Annotated in this window: 14 protein-coding genes; 13 read left to right on the plus strand and 1 reads right to left on the minus strand. The window is 61.6% G+C overall.

Annotated elements, in window-relative coordinates:
- Window positions 1-80: 80 nt before the first annotated feature.
- The 3 genes from ACI77I_RS07170 (at window position 81) to ACI77I_RS07180 (ending at window position 3703) form a co-directional block, all read left to right on the plus strand.
- Window positions 81-1982, plus strand: coding sequence for a potassium transporter Kup (locus ACI77I_RS07170; RefSeq protein WP_094949969.1), 1902 nt, complete (start codon window positions 81-83; stop codon window positions 1980-1982).
- Between the two features lie 126 nt (window positions 1983-2108).
- On the plus strand, window positions 2109-3215 hold the full coding sequence (locus tag ACI77I_RS07175) for an NADH:flavin oxidoreductase/NADH oxidase (RefSeq protein ID WP_094949970.1): 1107 nt from the start codon (window positions 2109-2111) through the stop codon (window positions 3213-3215).
- 302 nt (window positions 3216-3517) lie between these two features.
- The gene (locus tag ACI77I_RS07180; protein WP_094949971.1) at window positions 3518-3703 is read left to right on the plus strand and encodes a hypothetical protein; all 186 of its coding nucleotides are present in this window, start codon (window positions 3518-3520) and stop codon (window positions 3701-3703) included.
- Window positions 3704-3801: 98 nt separating this feature from the next.
- Here ACI77I_RS07180 and ACI77I_RS07185 read toward each other — a convergent pair whose 3' ends face one another.
- Entirely contained in the window at window positions 3802-5427 is a 1626-nt protein-coding gene (locus ACI77I_RS07185) for a glucan biosynthesis protein D (RefSeq protein ID WP_094949972.1), read from the minus strand.
- Between the two features lie 304 nt (window positions 5428-5731).
- Between ACI77I_RS07185 and ACI77I_RS07190 the strand changes: the two genes are divergently transcribed.
- The 10 genes from ACI77I_RS07190 (at window position 5732) to lysS (ending at window position 18016) form a co-directional block, all read left to right on the plus strand.
- On the plus strand, window positions 5732-6442 hold the full coding sequence (locus tag ACI77I_RS07190) for a tellurite resistance TerB family protein (protein ID WP_094949973.1): 711 nt from the start codon (window positions 5732-5734) through the stop codon (window positions 6440-6442).
- Window positions 6443-6691: 249 nt separating this feature from the next.
- Window positions 6692-8314 (plus strand): methyl-accepting chemotaxis protein, encoded by a 1623-nt coding sequence (locus ACI77I_RS07195; protein WP_094949974.1) that lies wholly within the window; start codon window positions 6692-6694, stop codon window positions 8312-8314.
- Window positions 8314-8826, plus strand: a complete 513-nt coding sequence (locus ACI77I_RS07200) for a chemotaxis protein CheW (RefSeq protein ID WP_406997221.1) — start codon at window positions 8314-8316, stop codon at window positions 8824-8826. The genes ACI77I_RS07195 and ACI77I_RS07200 overlap by 1 nt, the downstream gene beginning before the upstream one ends.
- Window positions 8823-10085, plus strand: coding sequence for a CheR family methyltransferase (locus tag ACI77I_RS07205; protein WP_406997222.1), 1263 nt, complete (start codon window positions 8823-8825; stop codon window positions 10083-10085). Before ACI77I_RS07200 ends, ACI77I_RS07205 begins: the two co-directional genes overlap by 4 nt.
- Complete coding sequence (locus ACI77I_RS07210; RefSeq protein WP_094949977.1) at window positions 10082-10783, plus strand: chemotaxis protein CheW; 702 nt, start codon at window positions 10082-10084, stop codon at window positions 10781-10783. The genes ACI77I_RS07205 and ACI77I_RS07210 overlap by 4 nt, the downstream gene beginning before the upstream one ends.
- Window positions 10780-13044: a hybrid sensor histidine kinase/response regulator gene (locus tag ACI77I_RS07215; RefSeq protein ID WP_406991012.1), complete on the plus strand. Its 2265-nt coding sequence runs from the start codon at window positions 10780-10782 to the stop codon at window positions 13042-13044. Before ACI77I_RS07210 ends, ACI77I_RS07215 begins: the two co-directional genes overlap by 4 nt.
- On the plus strand, window positions 13041-14051 hold the full coding sequence (locus ACI77I_RS07220; RefSeq protein WP_094949979.1) for a chemotaxis response regulator protein-glutamate methylesterase: 1011 nt from the start codon (window positions 13041-13043) through the stop codon (window positions 14049-14051). Before ACI77I_RS07215 ends, ACI77I_RS07220 begins: the two co-directional genes overlap by 4 nt.
- 52 nt (window positions 14052-14103) lie before the next feature.
- On the plus strand, window positions 14104-15105 hold the full coding sequence (locus ACI77I_RS07225; protein WP_094949980.1) for a diguanylate cyclase: 1002 nt from the start codon (window positions 14104-14106) through the stop codon (window positions 15103-15105).
- 234 nt (window positions 15106-15339) lie between these two features.
- Window positions 15340-16435, plus strand: a protein-coding gene (gene prfB, locus ACI77I_RS07230; protein ID WP_141240520.1) for a peptide chain release factor 2 whose coding sequence is annotated in 2 segments (ribosomal slippage) — window positions 15340-15411 and window positions 15413-16435 — 1095 coding nt in all. Because the reading frame shifts where the segments join, the coding sequence is not laid out codon by codon here.
- 78 nt (window positions 16436-16513) lie between these two features.
- Window positions 16514-18016, plus strand: a complete 1503-nt coding sequence (gene lysS, locus ACI77I_RS07235; protein WP_094949981.1) for a lysine--tRNA ligase — start codon at window positions 16514-16516, stop codon at window positions 18014-18016.
- Window positions 18017-18028 lie beyond the last annotated feature (12 nt).

Genomic DNA, 18028 nt, shown 5'->3' on the forward strand with positions numbered 1-18028 from the left:
AGAAGTAAAACAGCGCATGCTACGGTCAGCTTAGACGCGTTGTTTATAAAAGACCTTGGGTCAAAGGGCAGGAGTGGTTGATGGGTCAGGCAAATAGTCAGGCGGCAGGTGCCGAGCATTCCAATGCAAAGCCGATTGGCATGCTAGTGGCAGCAGTCGGGGTGGTGTACGGCGATATCGGTACCAGCCCGCTCTATACCCTTAAAGAAGTGTTTTCTGGTGGTTACGGGGTTCAGGTCAACCATGACGGGGTCTTCGGCATTCTGGCGCTGATTTTCTGGTCGCTGGTGTGGGTCGTGTCGATCAAGTACGTGCTGTTTATCCTGCGCGCGGACAACCAGGGCGAGGGCGGCATCATGGCCCTGACGGCACTGGCACGGCGGGCGGCGGCGCCGTACCCCAAATTACGTTCGGTGCTGGTGATCCTCGGCCTGATCGGTGCCGCGCTGTTCTACGGCGACAGCATGATCACCCCGGCGATCTCGGTGTTGTCGGCGGTCGAGGGCCTGGAACTGGCCTTTGATGGCCTGGAGCGCTGGGTGGTGCCGCTGTCGCTGGTGGTGCTGGTGGGCCTGTTTCTGATCCAGAAACACGGCACCGATCGCATCGGCAAGCTGTTCGGGCCGGTGATGGTGGTGTGGTTCCTGGTGCTGGGCGGCCTCGGCGTGCACGGCATCCTGCGACACCCCGAGGTGCTCAACGCGCTGAACCCCGTGTGGGGCGTGCGTTTCTTTATCGTCCACCCCGGCATGGGCGTGGCGATTCTCGGCGCGGTGGTGCTGGCGTTGACCGGTGCCGAAGCGCTGTATGCCGACATGGGCCACTTCGGCCGCAAGCCGATTGCTCGCGCATGGTTCGCCCTGGTGCTGCCGGCGCTGGTGCTCAACTACTTCGGCCAGGGCGCCTTGCTGCTGGAAAACCCGGAAGCGGCGCGTAACCCGTTCTACTTGCTGGCGCCGGAGTGGGCGTTGATCCCGCTGGTGGCACTGTCGACGCTGGCCACGGTGATTGCCTCCCAGGCGGTGATTTCTGGTGCGTTCTCCCTGACCCGCCAGGCGATCCAGTTGGGTTACATCCCGCGCATGCATATCCAGCACACCTCCAGCGCCGAGCAAGGCCAGATCTACATTGGTGCGGTGAACTGGGCGCTGATGGTCGGCGTGATCCTGCTGGTGCTGGGCTTCGAATCTTCGAACGCCTTGGCCTCGGCGTACGGCGTGGCAGTGACCGGCACCATGCTGATCACCAGCATCCTGGTGTCGGCGGTGATGTTACTGCTGTGGAAATGGCCACCGGTGTTGGCGATTCCGGTGTTGATCGGTTTCCTGCTGGTGGACGGCCTGTTCTTCGCCGCCAACGTGCCGAAGATCGTACAGGGCGGTGCCTTCCCGGTGTTGGCGGGGATTGTGCTGTTTATACTGATGACCACCTGGAAGCGCGGCAAAGAACTGTTGATGGACCGCCTCGACGAGGGCGGGCTGCCCTTGCCGATCTTTATCAGCAGCATCCGCGTGCAGCCGCCGCATCGCGTGCAGGGCACCGCCGTGTTCCTCACCGCGCGGCCCGACGCCGTGCCTCACGCGCTGTTGCACAACCTGCTGCATAACCAGGTGTTGCATGAGCAGGTGGTGATGCTGACGGTGGTCTACGAAGACATTCCGCGCGTGCCTGCCTCACGACGCTTTGAGGTGGACGCCTACGGGGAAGGCTTCTTCCGGGTGATCCTGCACTTCGGGTTTACCGATGAGCCGGACGTGCCCGAGGCACTGAAGTTGTGCCATCTGGACGACCTGGATTTCAGCCCGATGCGCACCACTTACTTCCTCAGCCGCGAAACGGTGATCGCCTCGCGCATCAAGGGCATGGCCCGTTGGCGTGAAAGCTTGTTTGCGTTCATGTTGAAGAACGCCAACGGCAACCTGCGCTTCTTCAAGCTTCCGGTAAACCGCGTGATCGAGCTGGGCACCCAGGTCGAAATGTAAGCTGCTGCGACACGGGAGCCGGCAATCGGCTCCCGTTTTCCTTCTGAACCCTATGCAAGCCACCGTTGTCGACTAGGCTCTAAGCACTGTTTGAATAGTGCCCACAGAACCCAGAAGAGGTGCGCCATGAGTCAGCTGCTCGAACCCTACACCCTCCGTCAATTGACCCTGCTCAACCGGATCGCCGTCTCGCCAATGTGCCAGTACTCCTCCGAGGACGGCTTGGCCAATGACTGGCACCTGGTGCACCTTGGCAGCCGCGCCGTCGGCGGCGCCGGGCTGATTTTCACCGAAGCCACCGCCGTGACCGCCGATGGCCGCATCACCGCCCAGGACCTGGGCCTGTGGAAGGATGAACAGATCGAACCGCTGCAACGCATCACGCGGTTTATTGCCGCCCAAGGCGCGGTGGCGGGCATTCAACTGGCACATGCCGGGCGTAAGGCCAGCACGCATCGGCCGTGGATCGGCAAGCACGGCAGCGTCAAGCCGCAAGAGGGCGGCTGGGTGCCGGTAGGCCCATCGCCGATTGCCTTCGACCCCAATCACACGCAACCCCAGCAACTGGACGAAGCGCAGATCCAACACGTGATCGCCGACTTTGTGGCCGCCGCCAAACGCGCGCTGACTGCCGGTTTTGAAGTGGTGGAAATCCACGCTGCTCACGGTTACCTGCTGCATCAATTCCTCTCGCCCATCAGCAACCAGCGTCAGGACCACTACGGTGGCTCGTTTGAAAACCGTATCCGCCTGGTGCTCGAAGTCACTAAGGCTGTGCGTGAAGTCTGGCCTCAGGAGCTGCCGCTGTTTGTGCGGGTATCGGCCACCGACTGGGTGGAAGACGGCTGGAACCCGGATGAAACCGTGGAGCTGGCACGCCGCCTCAAAGACTTGGGCGTGGACCTGGTCGACGTGTCCTCCGGCGGCACCGCCGCCAACGCCGAGATCCCCACCGGCCCCGGTTACCAGACGCGCTTTGCCGAGCGTGTACGCAAAGAGTCGGGCATCGCCACCGGCACCGTCGGCATGATTACCGAGCCGGCCCAAGCCGAGCACATCCTGCGCACGTGCCAGGCCGACATCATCTTCCTGGCCCGTGAGCTGTTGCGTGACCCGTACTGGCCGCTGCATGCCGATGATGACTTGGGTGGGCGCAAGGCGATCTGGCCGGCGCAGTACCAACGGGCGACCCATCGCGATCAGCCGATCCATGAGTCTGATCTGAGGGATTGATCCCACACCTGATCCACCAAAACCCACCCTGACCCGGTGGGTTTTTTCTTGCTGTTGTTTTTTGCGGCCTCACCTGCGCCGGCCGCTGCGTGGGAAAGTGCTGTAGGTCTTTGTTACTTTGGCGATTTATTTAAGTTAATACTCTAAAAAAATCCCACACGGGAGCCGATTGTTTCTACGCTTAGGGTAAGTCTGATTTCTGGCCCAGGGAGTCAGTCAGCTTGTTCGTGAAGGCATCGCGTCTCAGGGAAGGCAGGTGATGGGCGCCAAGCGTCTTAGTTTGATATCAGGAGAAACAGTCCATGGCCAAGTCCTATGATGTTGCGGGTGCGGTGGTGAGTTTTCTGACCGGCAAAATGTCTTTGCGTGGTCGAAGGTTGAGCTCGGATGAGGTGCAATTACTGGAGCAGTACCGCGCGCTGACCGAGAACGATCAGGTGGCGATGCGGTACTTGATTGGGGCGATGAAAAGCGTGTCGCGTTTTTAACGTGTGGGGGCGGGCTTGCCCGCGATTGCAGTGTGTCAGTCAACACAGGCGCGACTGACCCCACGCTATCGCGGGCAAGCCCGCTCCCACAATGGGTATCAGGTGTACTTGCGCTTGTCCGGCGCCGGCGGGAAGTACTGATACAGCCAGGTTTCACTCAAGGTGCGGTCCTGGGTACGGATAAACAGGCGCAGTTCCACCGGCTCCACGCTGTCGCTGGTCGGGTACCAATCGAACAGAATGCGATAGCCCTTGATGTTGTCGAGCACCAGCACGCTGAAATCCTTCACTTCACCGTGGGAACAGGTCACCACCGGCTCAATGCCGGTGCCCGCGGGCAGGCGATCGAGGCCGCCCCCTTTGAAGTCCACCGCAAAGCGGCGTGCCCATACTTCGGGGTAGTGCTCGCCCGGTGCCCAACCTTCGGTAAAGCCGCCCATGCCGGAGCGGGTGGCGTCGACTTGCGCCAGCGGTGTGCTCACCGGTGGTAGCGCGCTCCAGTACAGCTTGTAGCCGTAGTTGAGCGAATCGCCGGCGGCCACGGGCTTTTTCGGGGTCCAGAAGGCCACGATGTTGTCCAGGGTTTCGCCGGTCGTGGGGATTTCCAGCAGGTCGATCGAGCCTTCGCCCCATGCCGTGGTGGGTTCGACCCATAGGCTTGGGCGCTTGCTGTACCAGTCCACGGTGTCCTGGTAGCTAGCAAACTCATGGTCGGTCTGCACCAGGCCGAAGCCTTTCGGGTCGGTGTCGGCGAATGCGTTGAATTGCAGCTTGGCCGGGTTGTTCAGCGGGCGGCAGATCCACTCGCCGTTGCCGCGCCACATCGCCAGGCGGTCCGAGTCATGGATTTGCGGGTGGATGGTGTCGCACATACGGCGCTCATGGGTGCCGCAGCTGAACATACTGGTCATCGGCGCGATGCCGAGTTGCTCGATGGTGGTGCGTGCGTTGATATTCGCGTCGATGGCCATCACCACCTGATTGGCCTGGCAGTCGATGTCGAAGCGGTAGGCGCCGGTGGCGCTCGGCGAGTCGAGCAGGGCGTAGACCACAAAACGCGTGGCGTCCTTGGTCGGGGTTTCGAACCAGAACTGCGTGAAGTCGGGGAATTCTTCGCGTTTTTTTGCGTAGGTATCAATCGCCAGGCCGCGTGCGGACAGGCCGTACTGGCCGGTGGAATCCACCGCGCGAAAGTAGCTCGCGCCGAGGAATGACAGCACGTCATGGCGATCCAGTTCCGGCGCCTTGAACAGCTTGAAGCCGGAGAAACCCAGGTCGCCGGTCAGCTGCTTGGTGTCGACTGTGGTCTTTTCATAGTTGAACAGCGAGGGGCGGAAATGCACCTCGCGTGCTTCGCGGGTCTTGGGGTCGACGCTGTGCATGCGCACCGGCGTCTTGAAACCCATGCCGACGTGGAAGAATTGCACGTCGAGCTGGCCGTTCAATTCCTTCCACAGCGAGTGGTTGCCGTCGTAGCCGATGGCATTGAAATTCTGCGGCGTCATGGTCGCCAGGGTCGGCGGCAGCACCTGTTTGGTGTCTTTATAGGCGGTGCCGGCGAGCTGCTTGGCCTGGGCTTTAAGCGTTTCAAAATCAAACGCCACGGCCTTGCCATCGGCGGCACGGTTCCCAGCCCAGGCCTGCGCGGCGAGTAGGCCGCTGGCCGACAAACCGGTGTAAGCCGCAATGGCCATGGACGCTTTGAGCAAATTCCTGCGGTGCATAGAGACAACCTGTCGTGAGCAAATCCCGCGCCGTTCCTGGCACGTGCTGGATCAGAAATAACGGTTCGGACATGCCTTCGGCCAAACGCAACGGACTATAAACAGACGCCGGTTAGCTTAAGCGGTTCGATGAGGAAGGAAAATTGATTGATAGCGGGATGATAGCGTCGCATATGAAACAAGACGTTTCCGGTATTAGCAGGTGACGTTACAACTCGAAGCACTCTAGATCTGGGTTTTTTGGCACTTAGTTTTACGCTGGGGGCCTATTGGTCCTACGAACCCAAGTGTCTGGAGGCTATATATGAATACCCGTGGATTGCTCGATCAGTTACTCAAGTCTGGCCAGGACATGTTGCAGAAGAAGGCCGGCGACCCGCGCAAACCGAATGATAAAGGCGCCCTCGGCGGGCTGCTCGGCGGTGGCGGGCTCGGCAGTTTGCTTGGCGGTGCGGGCGGTGGAGCCCTAGCGGCAGGTGCCATGGGCTTGCTGCTGGGCAACAAGAAGGCGCGCAAATTTGGCGGTAAAGCCCTGACCTATGGTGGCTTGGCGGCCTTGGGCGTGATTGCCTACAAGGCTTATGGCAATTGGCAGGCGCAACAGGCCAATGCACCCCAGGGCGAGCCGCAGACCATCGACCGCTTGCCGCCGGCCCAGGTCGAGCAGCACAGCCAGGGCATTCTTAAAGCGCTGGTCGCGGCCGCCAAAGCCGATGGGCATGTGGACGAACGCGAACGCGCGCTGATCGAAGGCGAGTTCACCAAGCTCGACAACGACCGCGAGCTGCAAGGCTGGCTGCACGCCGAACTGAACAAACCCCTCGACCCTGCCGACGTGGCCCGCGCAGCCGGCACTCCGGAAATGGCCGCCGAAATGTACATCGCCAGCGTGATGCTGGTGGATGAAGAGAACTTCATGGAAAAGGCCTATCTGGACGAATTGGCCCGCCAGCTCAAACTGGAGCCTGGCTTGAAGCTCGAACTGGAAAAACAAGTACGCCAAGCCACCCTCTGACCTGATCATTCCCACGCTCGCGCGTGGGAATGCCTTGCGGGGCGCTCCGCGTCCCGCCCTCTGCAACACCGCTTGAATCCTGCCAATGTGACGGGCTGCATGCCCACACAGAGCGTGGAAACGATCCCCAGCCAGCCCTCCCACAGGTGTTTTTGCATTCTGTGTGCACTGCATCAAAAGCCATTGATAAGTGAGGCCATCTGCTCAGCTATACTCCCCTCCATTTGAATGGCCCTTCGAGGAATTACTGTGAAGAACTGGACCTTGCGCCAAAGGATTTTGGCGAGCTTTGCGGTAATTATCGCGATCATGCTGCTGATGGTCGTGGTCTCGTATTCGCGCCTGCTGAAAATCGAAGTCAGCGAAACCTCCGTTCGCGACGACGCCGTGCCCGGGGTGTTTTTCAGTTCGATGATTCGCAGCGCCTGGGTCGACAGCTATTTGCAAACCCAGGAATTGGTCGGCGCGCACCAAAGCCAGGGCATCTCAGAGGCCGACAAGCAGGACTACAAGTCCTTCGAGGCGCGTCTTGAACAGCACATGGCCAGTTACGCCAGCACCATCAATATTGGCCAGAATCGCAGCGAATTCGATGCCTTCGAAAAACTCCATCAGAACTACAACAAGATTCTCGCCCAAGTCCTGGACGCCCATCAGGCCAACAACCCCGTCGAGGCGCAAAAGCTCTTCGACGAGCAACTGACGCCCGCCTGGACCGCAGGCCGCGCGAAGCTCAATGACATCATCAATGAGAACAAGCAGGTTGCCGATAACGCCACCGCCGCTATCGACGAAGCCGTCTCGGCTGCCAAAATCAGCATGGGCGTTTCGCTGCTGCTGGCCATTCTTGCCGCGGGCCTCTGCGGCCTGCTGCTGATGCGCGCGATCATGGCGCCGATGAATCGCATCGTCGAGATCCTCGACATCATGCGAACGGGTGACTTGAGCAAGCGCCTGAACCTGGAACGCAAGGATGAGTTCGGCGCCGTCGAAACCGGCTTCAACGACATGATGACCGAGCTGACGGCCCTGGTATCCCAGGCCCAACGTTCGTCGGTACAGGTCACCACCTCGGTCACCGAGATTGCCGCCACCTCCAAGCAGCAACAGGCCACGGCCACGGAAACTGCCGCGACTACCACTGAGATCGGCGCCACTTCGCGGGAGATCGCCGCCACTTCCAAGGATTTGGTCCGCACCATGACCGAAGTGTCCACCGCCGCTGACCAGGCATCGGTCGCCGCCGGTTCTGGCCAGCAAGGCTTGGCGCGCATGGAAGAAACCATGCACTCGGTGATGGGCGCCGCCGACTTGGTCAACGCTAAGCTTGCGATCCTCAATGAGAAAGCTGGCAACATCAACCAAGTGGTGGTGACCATCGTCAAGGTCGCCGACCAGACCAACCTGTTGTCGCTCAACGCCGCCATCGAAGCTGAAAAGGCCGGTGAATACGGGCGCGGTTTTGCCGTGGTCGCCACAGAAGTGCGGCGTTTGGCGGACCAGACCGCCGTGGCCACCTACGACATCGAGCAGATGGTGCGTGAGATTCAGTCGGCGGTGTCGGCGGGCGTGATGGGCATGGACAAGTTCTCCGAAGAAGTGCGCCGCGGCATGTTTGAAGTGCAGCAAGTGGGCGAGCAACTGTCGCAGATCATCCACCAAGTGCAGGCGTTGGCGCCGCGTGTGTTGATGGTCAACGAAGGCATGCAGGCTCAGGCCACTGGCGCCGAGCAGATCAACCACGCGCTGGTGCAACTGGGTGATGCCAGCAGCCAGACCGTGGAATCCCTGCGCCAGGCCAGCTTTGCCATTGATGAGCTGAGCCAGGTTGCGGTCGGCCTGCGCAGCGGCGTCTCGCGTTTCAAAGTCTGATGAGCGAGCTTGCCGCTAAACGCGGCGCCGTCCCGGCAGCGAAAAAGGCGTTGTTCCTGGTGTTTCACATCGGCGGCGAACGGTATGCCCTCAGGGCCACGGAAGTGGCTGAGGTGCTGCCGCGCCTGCCGCTCAAGCCCATCGCCCATGCACCGGTCTGGGTGGCGGGGATCTTTGCCCACCGTGGCGCGCTGGTGCCGGTGATCGACCTGAGCGCGCTGACCTTTGGCACGCCGGCCCAGGCCCGCACCAGCACGAGGCTGGTGTTGGTCAATTACCAGCCGCAACCCTGGGTTGAAGCACGCTGGCTGGGGCTGATCCTGGAACAAGCCACCGACACCCTGCGTTGCAGCCTTGAGGAGTTCCAGCCGTATGGGCTGGACAATCGCGAGGCGCCGTACTTGGGGCTGGTGCGTGAAGATGCCTTGGGCTTGATGCAGTGGATTGGCGTCAACGAGTTGCTCACCGAGCCCGTGCGCGCCTTGCTGTTTTCCGCCGAGCTGAACCTATGAGTAATGATCCGCGCTTCTTTGCCTTCTTAAAGGAACGCATTGGTCTGGACGTCGCCTCGGTGGGCGAGGCGATCATCGAGCGCGCGGTACGCCAACGCAGCCAGGCCACGCAGGCGCAGACGCCAGAGGCTTACTGGCAGCACTTGCAAAGCTCCCAGGATGAGCAGCAGGCGCTGATCGAAGCGGTCATCGTCCCCGAAACTTGGTTTTTTCGTTACCCCGAATCCTTTGCGACCCTGGCGCGCCTGGCTAAGGCGCGCCTGGCCGAGATCAAGCAGATGCGCGCGCTGCGTATCCTCAGCCTGCCGTGTTCCACCGGCGAAGAGCCCTACTCGATTGCCATGGCCTTGCTTGATGCCGGGTTGGCGCCGCACCAATTCAAGGTGCTGGGCCTGGATGTCAGCCCGCTGTCGGTGGAACGCGCGCGGCGCGGGGTGTATGGCAAGAATTCGTTTCGCGGCAGTGATATCGAGTTTCGCGAGCGCCACTTCACCGAAGAGGTGGAGGGTTATCGCATCGCCGACCGCGTGCGCGAGCAAGTGCGCCTGCAAGTCGGCAACCTGCTCGACCCAGGCCTGTTGGCGAATGAGCCAAGCTACGACTTTGTGTTCTGCCGCAACCTGCTGATCTACTTTGACCAGCCGACCCAGAAGCAAGTGTTCGACGTGCTCAAGGGCCTGACCCACGAGGATGGCGTGCTGTTTATCGGCCCGGCCGAGGGCAGCCTGCTGGGGCGCCATGGCATGCGTTCGATTGGTGTGCCGCAGTCCTTTGCCTTCAGCCGGTATGTAGAACCGGTCAAGCCCGAGCCGGTGCCTGTACTGATGCCTGTACCGATGCCCGTGCCGCGCAGTGCGGCGCCGATGCCTCTCAAGCCACGCCCGTTCAGCACGCTCAGCAGCCACGTGACGCCGATCAAGGTGGCGCAGACCGATGCAGGCGACCTGCTCAGCCGCATCGCCACGCTTGCCAACGAAGGCAAAAGTGCTGAAGCCCGTGCCGCGTGTGAGCAGTATTTGAGTAACCACCCGCCGGCCGCCCAGGTGTTTTACTGGCTGGGGCTGCTCAGCGATGTGGCCGGCAGCGCCCTGGAAGCCCAGGGTTATTATCGAAAAGCCTTGTACCTGGAACCGCAGCACCCGCAGGCCTTGATGCATTTGGCCGCGTTGCTCCAATCCCAGGGCGACAGTGCGGGGGCGCGCCGCTTGCAAGCGCGGGCCGCGCGTAGCGAGCGAGCTGACAGTGAGTCCAAACGATGAGTAGCAACGACGCGCTCGATACTGCGGGCCTGGACCTGACCCTGACCGACACCCAAGCCATCGACGACTGCTGGAACCGCATCGGCATCCATGGCGACAAGTCCTGCCCGTTACTGGCGGAGCATATCCATTGCCGTAACTGCTCGGTGTATTCCGCCGCCGCCACGCGTTTGCTCGACCGCTATGCCTTGCAGCAGGACGACCGGCGGCCACAGGCGGCAACCGAGGACCACGGCGATGTGGTCACGCGCTCCCTGTTGATGTTTCGTCTGGGCGAGGAATGGCTGGGCATTGCCACCCGCTGCCTAGTGGAAGTGGCGCCATTGCAACCGATTCACTCGCTGCCGCACCAACGCTCGCGGGCGCTGCTCGGCGTGGCCAATGTGCGGGGCGCGCTGGTGGCGTGCCTGTCGCTGGTCGAGTTGCTGGGGCTGGACGCCACCACCGGCGGGGCCAGTGGTGGGCGGGTCATGCCGCGCATGTTGATCATCGCCGCGCAGGACGGCCCGGTGGTGGTGCCGGTCGATGAAGTCGACGGCATCCATGCCATTGATGAGCGCACCTTGAAGGCGGCATCGGCCTCCGGCACCCAGGCCAGTGCGCGCTTTACCCAGGGCGTTTTGCAGTGGAAGGGCCGCAGCCTGCGCTGGCTGGACGAGGCGCAATTGTTGTCCGCCGTGACCCGGAGCCTCACATGACCCCCGACCAGATGCGCGATGCCTCGCTGCTGGAACTGTTCAGCCTGGAAGCCGATGCGCAGACCCAGGTATTGAGCGCCGGCTTGCTGGCCTTGGAACGCAACCCGACCCAGGCCGACCAGTTGGAGGCGTGCATGCGCGCCGCGCACTCGCTCAAGGGCGCGGCGCGGATCGTCGGGGTGGATGCCGGGGTCAGCGTGGCCCACGTCATGGAGGACTGCCTGGTCACTGCCCAGGAAGGCCGCCTGTACCTGCAACCCGAACATATCGACGCCTTGCTGCAAGGCACCGACCTGCTGATGCGCATCGCCACGCCGGGCAATGATGTGGGCCCGGCGAATATCGAGGCGTATGTAGCGCTGATGGAGCGCCTGCTCGATCCGTCCGCCACCGTCGCTTCACCTGCGCTGCCCCCGCCGGCTGCGGCGCCTATGGTCGAAGCGCTGCCGCCCGAGCCCGAGCCGCCGGTCACCAGCGAGCCGCCGCGCCAGAACAAACACATGACCGAAGGCGGCGAGCGCGTGCTGCGCGTCACCGCCGAGCGCTTGAACAGCCTGCTCGACCTGTCGAGTAAATCCCTGGTCGAAACCCAGCGGCTCAAGCCGTACCTGGCGAGCATGCAGCGCCTCAAGCGTATTCAAAACAACAGCGCCCGCGCCTTGGACACCCTCGATGGCCACCTCAAGGCTGTGGAGTTGAACCTCGAAGCCCAGGAAGCCCTGGCTGACACCCGTCGCCTGCTCAGCGAAGCCCAGGCGTTGCTGGCGGAAAAAACCGCCGAGCTGGACGAGTTCGGCTGGCAGGCCGGGCAGCGCGCCCAAGTGCTGTACGACACCGCGCTGGCCTGCCGCATGCGCCCGTTTGCCGATGTGTTGGCCGGGCAGGTGCGTATGGTCCGCGATCTGGGCCGCAGCCTGGGCAAGCAGGTGCGCCTGGAGATCGAGGGCGAAAAGACCCAGGTCGACCGTGATGTGCTGGAAAAACTCGAAGCGCCGCTCACCCACTTGCTGCGTAATGCCGTCGACCACGGCATCGAAATGCCTGAGCAGCGCCTGCTGGCGGGCAAGTCGGCCGAAGGCTTGATCCGCCTGCGCGCCTCGCACCAGGCGGGTTTGCTGGTGCTGGAATTGAGCGATGACGGCAATGGCGTCGACCTGGAGCGCCTGCGCGGCACCATCGTCGACCGGCATTTGTCACCGCTGGAAACCGCCCTGCGCCTGAGCGAAGAGGAGCTGCTGACGTTCCTGTTCCTGCCGGGTTTCAGCCTGCGCGACAAGGTCACCGAAGTGTCCGGCCGTGGTGTTGGCCTGGACGCGGTGCAACATATGGTCCGCCAACTGCGCGGCGCGGTGGTGCTGGAGCAGACGGCGGGGCAGGGCAGCCGCTTCCACCTCGAGGTGCCGTTGACCCTCTCGGTGGTGCGCAGCCTGGTGGTGGAAGTCGGCGAAGAAGCCTACGCGTTCCCGTTGGCGCACATCGAACGCATGTGCGACCTGGCGCCCGATGACATTGTGCAGTTGGAGGGGCGCCAGCATTTCTGGCACGAAGGCCGCCACGTCGGCCTGGTCGCCGCCAGCCAGTTGTTGCAGCGCCCGGCCGGGCAGAGCAACGAAGAAACCCTGAAAGTTGTGGTGATCCGCGAGCGCGATGCGATCTATGGCATTGCGGTGGAGCGGTTTATCGGCGAGCGCACCTTGGTGGTGTTGCCGCTGGATGATCGCCTGGGCAAGGTCCAGGATATTTCCGCCGGTGCGTTGCTCGACGACGGCTCGGTGGTATTGATCGTCGATGTCGAAGACATGCTGCGCTCGGTGGACAAACTACTCAATACCGGCCGCCTTGAGCGCATCGCCCGGCGCAGCCAGCAGGCCGCCGAAGCGCCGCGCAAACGCGTGTTGGTGGTGGATGATTCGCTCACCGTGCGTGAGTTGCAGCGCAAATTGTTACTTAACCGTGGTTACGAAGTGGCCGTCGCTGTCGATGGCATGGATGGCTGGAACGCCTTGCGCTCCGAAGACTTCGACCTGCTCATCACTGACATTGATATGCCTCGTATGGACGGTATTGAATTGGTCACACTCTTGCGTCGTGATAGTCGCCTGCAATCGTTGCCGGTGATGGTGGTGTCGTACAAGGATCGCGAAGAAGACCGACGTCGTGGACTGGACGCTGGGGCCGACTATTATTTAGCTAAAGCCAGTTTCCATGACGACGCCTTGCTGGACGCCGTGGTGGAACTGATCGGAGGCGCCCGGGCATGAGGATTGCGATCGTCAATGACATGCCCATGGCGGTGGAGGCGTTGCGCCGTGCCTTGAGTTTCGAGCCCGCGCACCAAGTGGTGTGGGTGGCCGGCAATGGCCAGGAAGCGGTGCAGCGTTGCGCCGAGCTGACCCCGGACTTGATCCTGATGGACCTGATCATGCCGGTGATGGATGGCGTGGAAGCCACCCGGCAGATCATGGCGCAGACCCCGTGCCCGATTGTGATCGTCACCGTGGACCGCCAGGCCAATGTCAGCCGGGTGTTCGAAGCCATGGGCCATGGCGCCCTGGACGTGGTGGATACGCCGGCGCTGGGCGTGGGCAATGCCAAGGATGCGGCGGCGCCGTTGCTGCGCAAGATCCTCAATATTGGCTGGCTGGTCGGCCAGCGTGGCAGCCGGGTACGCACCGAAACCGCGCCGCAGCGCAGCACCGGCAAGCGCCAAAGCCTGGTGGCGATTGGTTCGTCGGCCGGCGGGCCGGCTGCCCTGGAAACCCTGCTCAAGGGGTTGCCCCGGGACTTTTGCGCGGCCATCGTGCTGGTGCAACATGTGGACCAGGTGTTCGCCGCCGGCATGGCTGAATGGCTGAGCAGCGCGTCAGGCCTGCCGGTGCGCCTGGCGCGGGAGGGCGAACCGCCACAAAGTGGCGTGGTCCTGCTGGCCGGCACCAACCACCACATTCGCTTGTTGAAAAACGGCACGCTAGCCTATACCGCAGAGCCGGTGAACGAGATTTACCGGCCTTCCATTGATGTATTTTTTGAAAGCGTCGCCAGCCATTGGAACGGCGATGCTGTCGGCGTATTGCTGACCGGCATGGGGCGCGACGGTGCCCAGGGGCTCAAATTGCTGCGTGAACAAGGATATTTGACCATCGCCCAAGATCAGCAGAGCTCGGCGGTGTATGGCATGCCCAAAGCGGCGGCGGCAATTGATGCCGCTGTTGAAATTCGCCCACTGGACAGAATTGCGCCCCGATTGCTGGAGGTCTTTGCAAAATGATCAAAACCTCCCGCAGTGCCGGCTTGCAGGAAAGTAATTCAGGTGACTGCACATGAGTGATTTACAGATCGACGGCATCAAAACCGACGAAAATGCCGCCATGGTGTTGCTGGTCGACGACCAAGCCATGATCGGTGAAGCCGTGCGGCGTGGCCTGGCCCATGAAGAAAACATCGACTTCCACTTCTGCGCCGACCCCCATCAGGCGATTGCCCAGGCGATTCGCATCAAGCCCACGGTGATCCTGCAAGACTTGGTCATGCCCGGGCTCGACGGCCTGACGCTGGTGCGTGAATACCGCAACCATCCGGCCACGGCGAATATCCCGATCATCGTGCTTTCGACCAAGGAGGACCCGCTGATCAAGAGCGCGGCGTTCTCGGCGGGCGCCAATGATTACTTGGTCAAGCTGCCGGACAACATCGAGCTGGTGGCGCGCATTCGCTATCACTCGCGCTCCTACATGACCCTGTTGCAGCGGGACGCGGCGTATCGGGCGCTGCGGGTCAGCCAGCAGCAGCTGTTGGACACCAACTTGGTGCTGCAACGGTTGATGAACTCCGACGGCCTTACCGGGTTGTCCAACCGCCGCCACTTCGACGAATACCTGGAGCTGGAATGGCGCCGTGCCATGCGTGACCAGACCCAACTGTCGTTGCTGATGATCGATGTGGACTTCTTCAAGACCTACAACGACAGCTTCGGCCATGTCGAGGGCGATGAAGCCCTGCGTAAAGTCGCGGCGACCATTCGCGAAGCCAGCAGTCGCCCCTCGGATTTACCGGCGCGTTACGGCGGGGAAGAGTTTGCGCTGGTGTTGCCCAATACCTCGCCGGGCGGTGCGCGGCTGGTGGCCGAAAAGCTGCGCATGGCGGTGGCGGCGCTGAAAATCCCGCACATTGCCCCGGCAGAAGGCGCGAGCCTGACCATCAGCATCGGTTTGTCGACGATGACGCCGCAGCAGAGCAGCGATTGCCGGCTGTTGATCATGGCGGCGGATAAGGGCTTGTACACGGCTAAGCATAATGGGCGCAATCAGGTCGGTATCGAGTGATTCAGAACGACGCTGATCCTCTGTGGGAGCTGGCTTGCCTGCGATAGCGGCCTGTCAGTTATCACCTCCGTATCTGATACACCGCAATCGCAGGCAAGCCAGCTCCCACATTTGATCGCAATCGTTCTTGAGATCGGGCATATACCCGCCTTTTCGCCAAGCGGGCTGCCGTTAGCCCCGGTTTGTCGTTATACTCGTCTGCTTTCAAAAGTTCGCCAACGAGTGCTGCCCGCCATGGAAATCAACCCGATCCTTAACACCATCAAGGACCTGTCCGAGCGCTCCGAAACTATTCGGGGGTATCTTTGACTACGATCAAAAGCATGAGCGTCTGACCGAAGTCAATCGCGAGCTTGAAGATCCGGCTGTCTGGAACAAACCTGAATACGCCCAGGAACTGGGCCGCGAGCGCGCTGCGCTGGCGCAGATCGTCGATACCCTCGACGAGTTGAACACCGGTCTGGGCGATTGCCGCGACCTGCTGGACATGGCCGTCGAAGAAGATGACGAAGGCGCAGTGGGCGATGTCGTCGCCGAGCTGGCCCGTCTCGAGGAAAACCTCGCCAAGCTTGAATTCCGCCGCATGTTCAGCCACGAAATGGACCCGAACAACGCCTACCTGGACATCCAGGCCGGCTCCGGCGGTACCGAAGCCCAGGACTGGGCCAACATTCTGTTGCGCATGTACCTGCGCTGGGCTGACAAACGCGGCTTTGACGCTACCATCATGGAGCTGTCGGCCGGTGAAGTCGCCGGTATCAAAGGCGCCACCGTGCACATCAAGGGTGAATACGCCTTTGGTTGGTTGCGGACCGAGATCGGCGTGCACCGCCTGGTGCGCAAGAGCCCGTTCGACTCCGGCAACCGTCGCCACACCTCATTCTGCGCCGTGTTCGTCTCGCCCGAGATCGACGATAAGGTGGAAATCGAGATCAACCCGGCTGACCTGCGGATCGACACCTACCGCTCCTCCGGTGCCGGTGGCCAGCACGTAAACACCACCGACTCGGCCGTACGTATTACCCACGTACCGACCAACACCGTGGTCAGCTGCCAGAACGAACGTTCCCAGCACGCGAACAAGGACACCGCCATGAAAATGCTGCGGGCCAAGTTGTACGAGCAGGAAATGCAGAAGCGCAATGCCGCTTCCCAGGCGCTGGAAGACACCAAGTCGGATATCGGCTGGGGTCACCAGATCCGTTCGTATGTGCTCGATGCGTCGCGGATCAAGGATCTGCGCACTAACATCGAACGCAGCGACTGCGACAAGGTGCTCGACGGTGATATCGACGAATACCTGGAAGCCAGCCTGAAATCGGGGCTTTAAAGACTGTGTAGAGCCGGCTTGCCGGCGATCCCCGGCCTACGCCTGGGGCAACGAACCTGTGATGGAATTTCAAAAGACATGAGCGACCAACAACTCGACCCGCAAGCCCTGCAACAGGAAGAAAACTCCCTGATCGCCCTGCGCAAGGAAAAGCTTGCCGCCGAGCGCGCCAAGGGCAATGCCTTCCCGAACGACTTCCGCCGTGACAACTACTGCGATGCCTTGCAGAAACAGTACGCGGACAAGACCAAGGAAGAGCTGGCAGAGGCTGCAATCCCGGTCAAGGTGGCAGGTCGCATCATGCTCAACCGTGGCTCGTTCATGGTGATCCAGGACATGACCGGTCGCATTCAGGTTTACGTCAACCGTAAAACCCTGTCTGAAGAAACCCTGGCCTCGGTGAAAACCTGGGACATGGGCGACATCATTGCAGCCGAAGGCACCCTGGCGCGTTCCGGCAAGGGCGACCTGTATGTTGAAATGACCACCGTACGCTTGCTGACCAAGTCGCTGCGCCCGCTGCCGGACAAGCACCACGGCCTGACCGACACCGAACAGCGCTATCGCCAGCGCTACGTTGACCTGATCGTCAACGAAGAAGTGCGTCAGACCTTCCGTGTGCGTTCGCAGGTTATCGCGCACATCCGCAGCTTCCTGATGCAGCGTGACTTCCTGGAAGTGGAAACCCCGATGCTGCAAACCATCCCCGGTGGTGCCGCAGCCAAGCCATTCGAAACCCACCACAACGCGCTGGACATGGAAATGTTCCTGCGTATCGCGCCTGAGCTATATCTCAAGCGCCTCGTTGTTGGCGGCTTCGAAAAGGTCTTCGAGATCAACCGCAACTTCCGTAACGAAGGCGTCTCGACCCGTCACAACCCAGAATTCACCATGTTGGAGTTCTACCAGGCTTACGCCGACTACGAAGACAACATGGACCTGACCGAAGAACTGTTCCGCGAACTGGCGCAGCTGGTTCTGGGCAGCACCGACGTGCCGTACGGCGACAAGGTGTTCCACTTCGGCGAGCCGTTCGTGCGTCTGTCGGTGTTTGATTCGATCCTCAAGTACAACCCTGAGTTGACCGCTGACGACCTGACCGACATCGACAAGGCCCGCGCCATCGCCAAGAAAGCCGGCGCCAAGGTGCTGGGCTTCGAAGGCCTGGGCAAACTGCAGGTGATGATTTTCGAAGAACTGGTGGAGCATAAGCTGGAACAGCCGCACTTCATTACCCAGTACCCGTTCGAAGTGTCGCCGCTGGCCCGTCGCAACGACGACAACCCGAACGTCACTGACCGTTTCGAGCTGTTCATCGGCGGGCGCGAAATCGCCAACGCTTACTCCGAGCTTAACGACGCGGAAGATCAGGCCGAGCGCTTCATGGCCCAGGTGGCCGACAAGGACGCCGGCGACGACGAAGCCATGCACTACGACGCCGACTTCGTTCGCGCCTTGGAATACGGCATGCCGCCGACTGCCGGTGAAGGGATCGGCATCGACCGGTTGGTGATGCTCTTGACCAACTCGCCGTCGATCCGCGACGTGATCTTGTTCCCGCACATGCGGCCACAAGCGTAACCGTAGCGAAAC

Source organism: Pseudomonas sp. D47, assembly GCF_045447305.1.
GTDB lineage: Bacteria > Pseudomonadota > Gammaproteobacteria > Pseudomonadales > Pseudomonadaceae > Aquipseudomonas.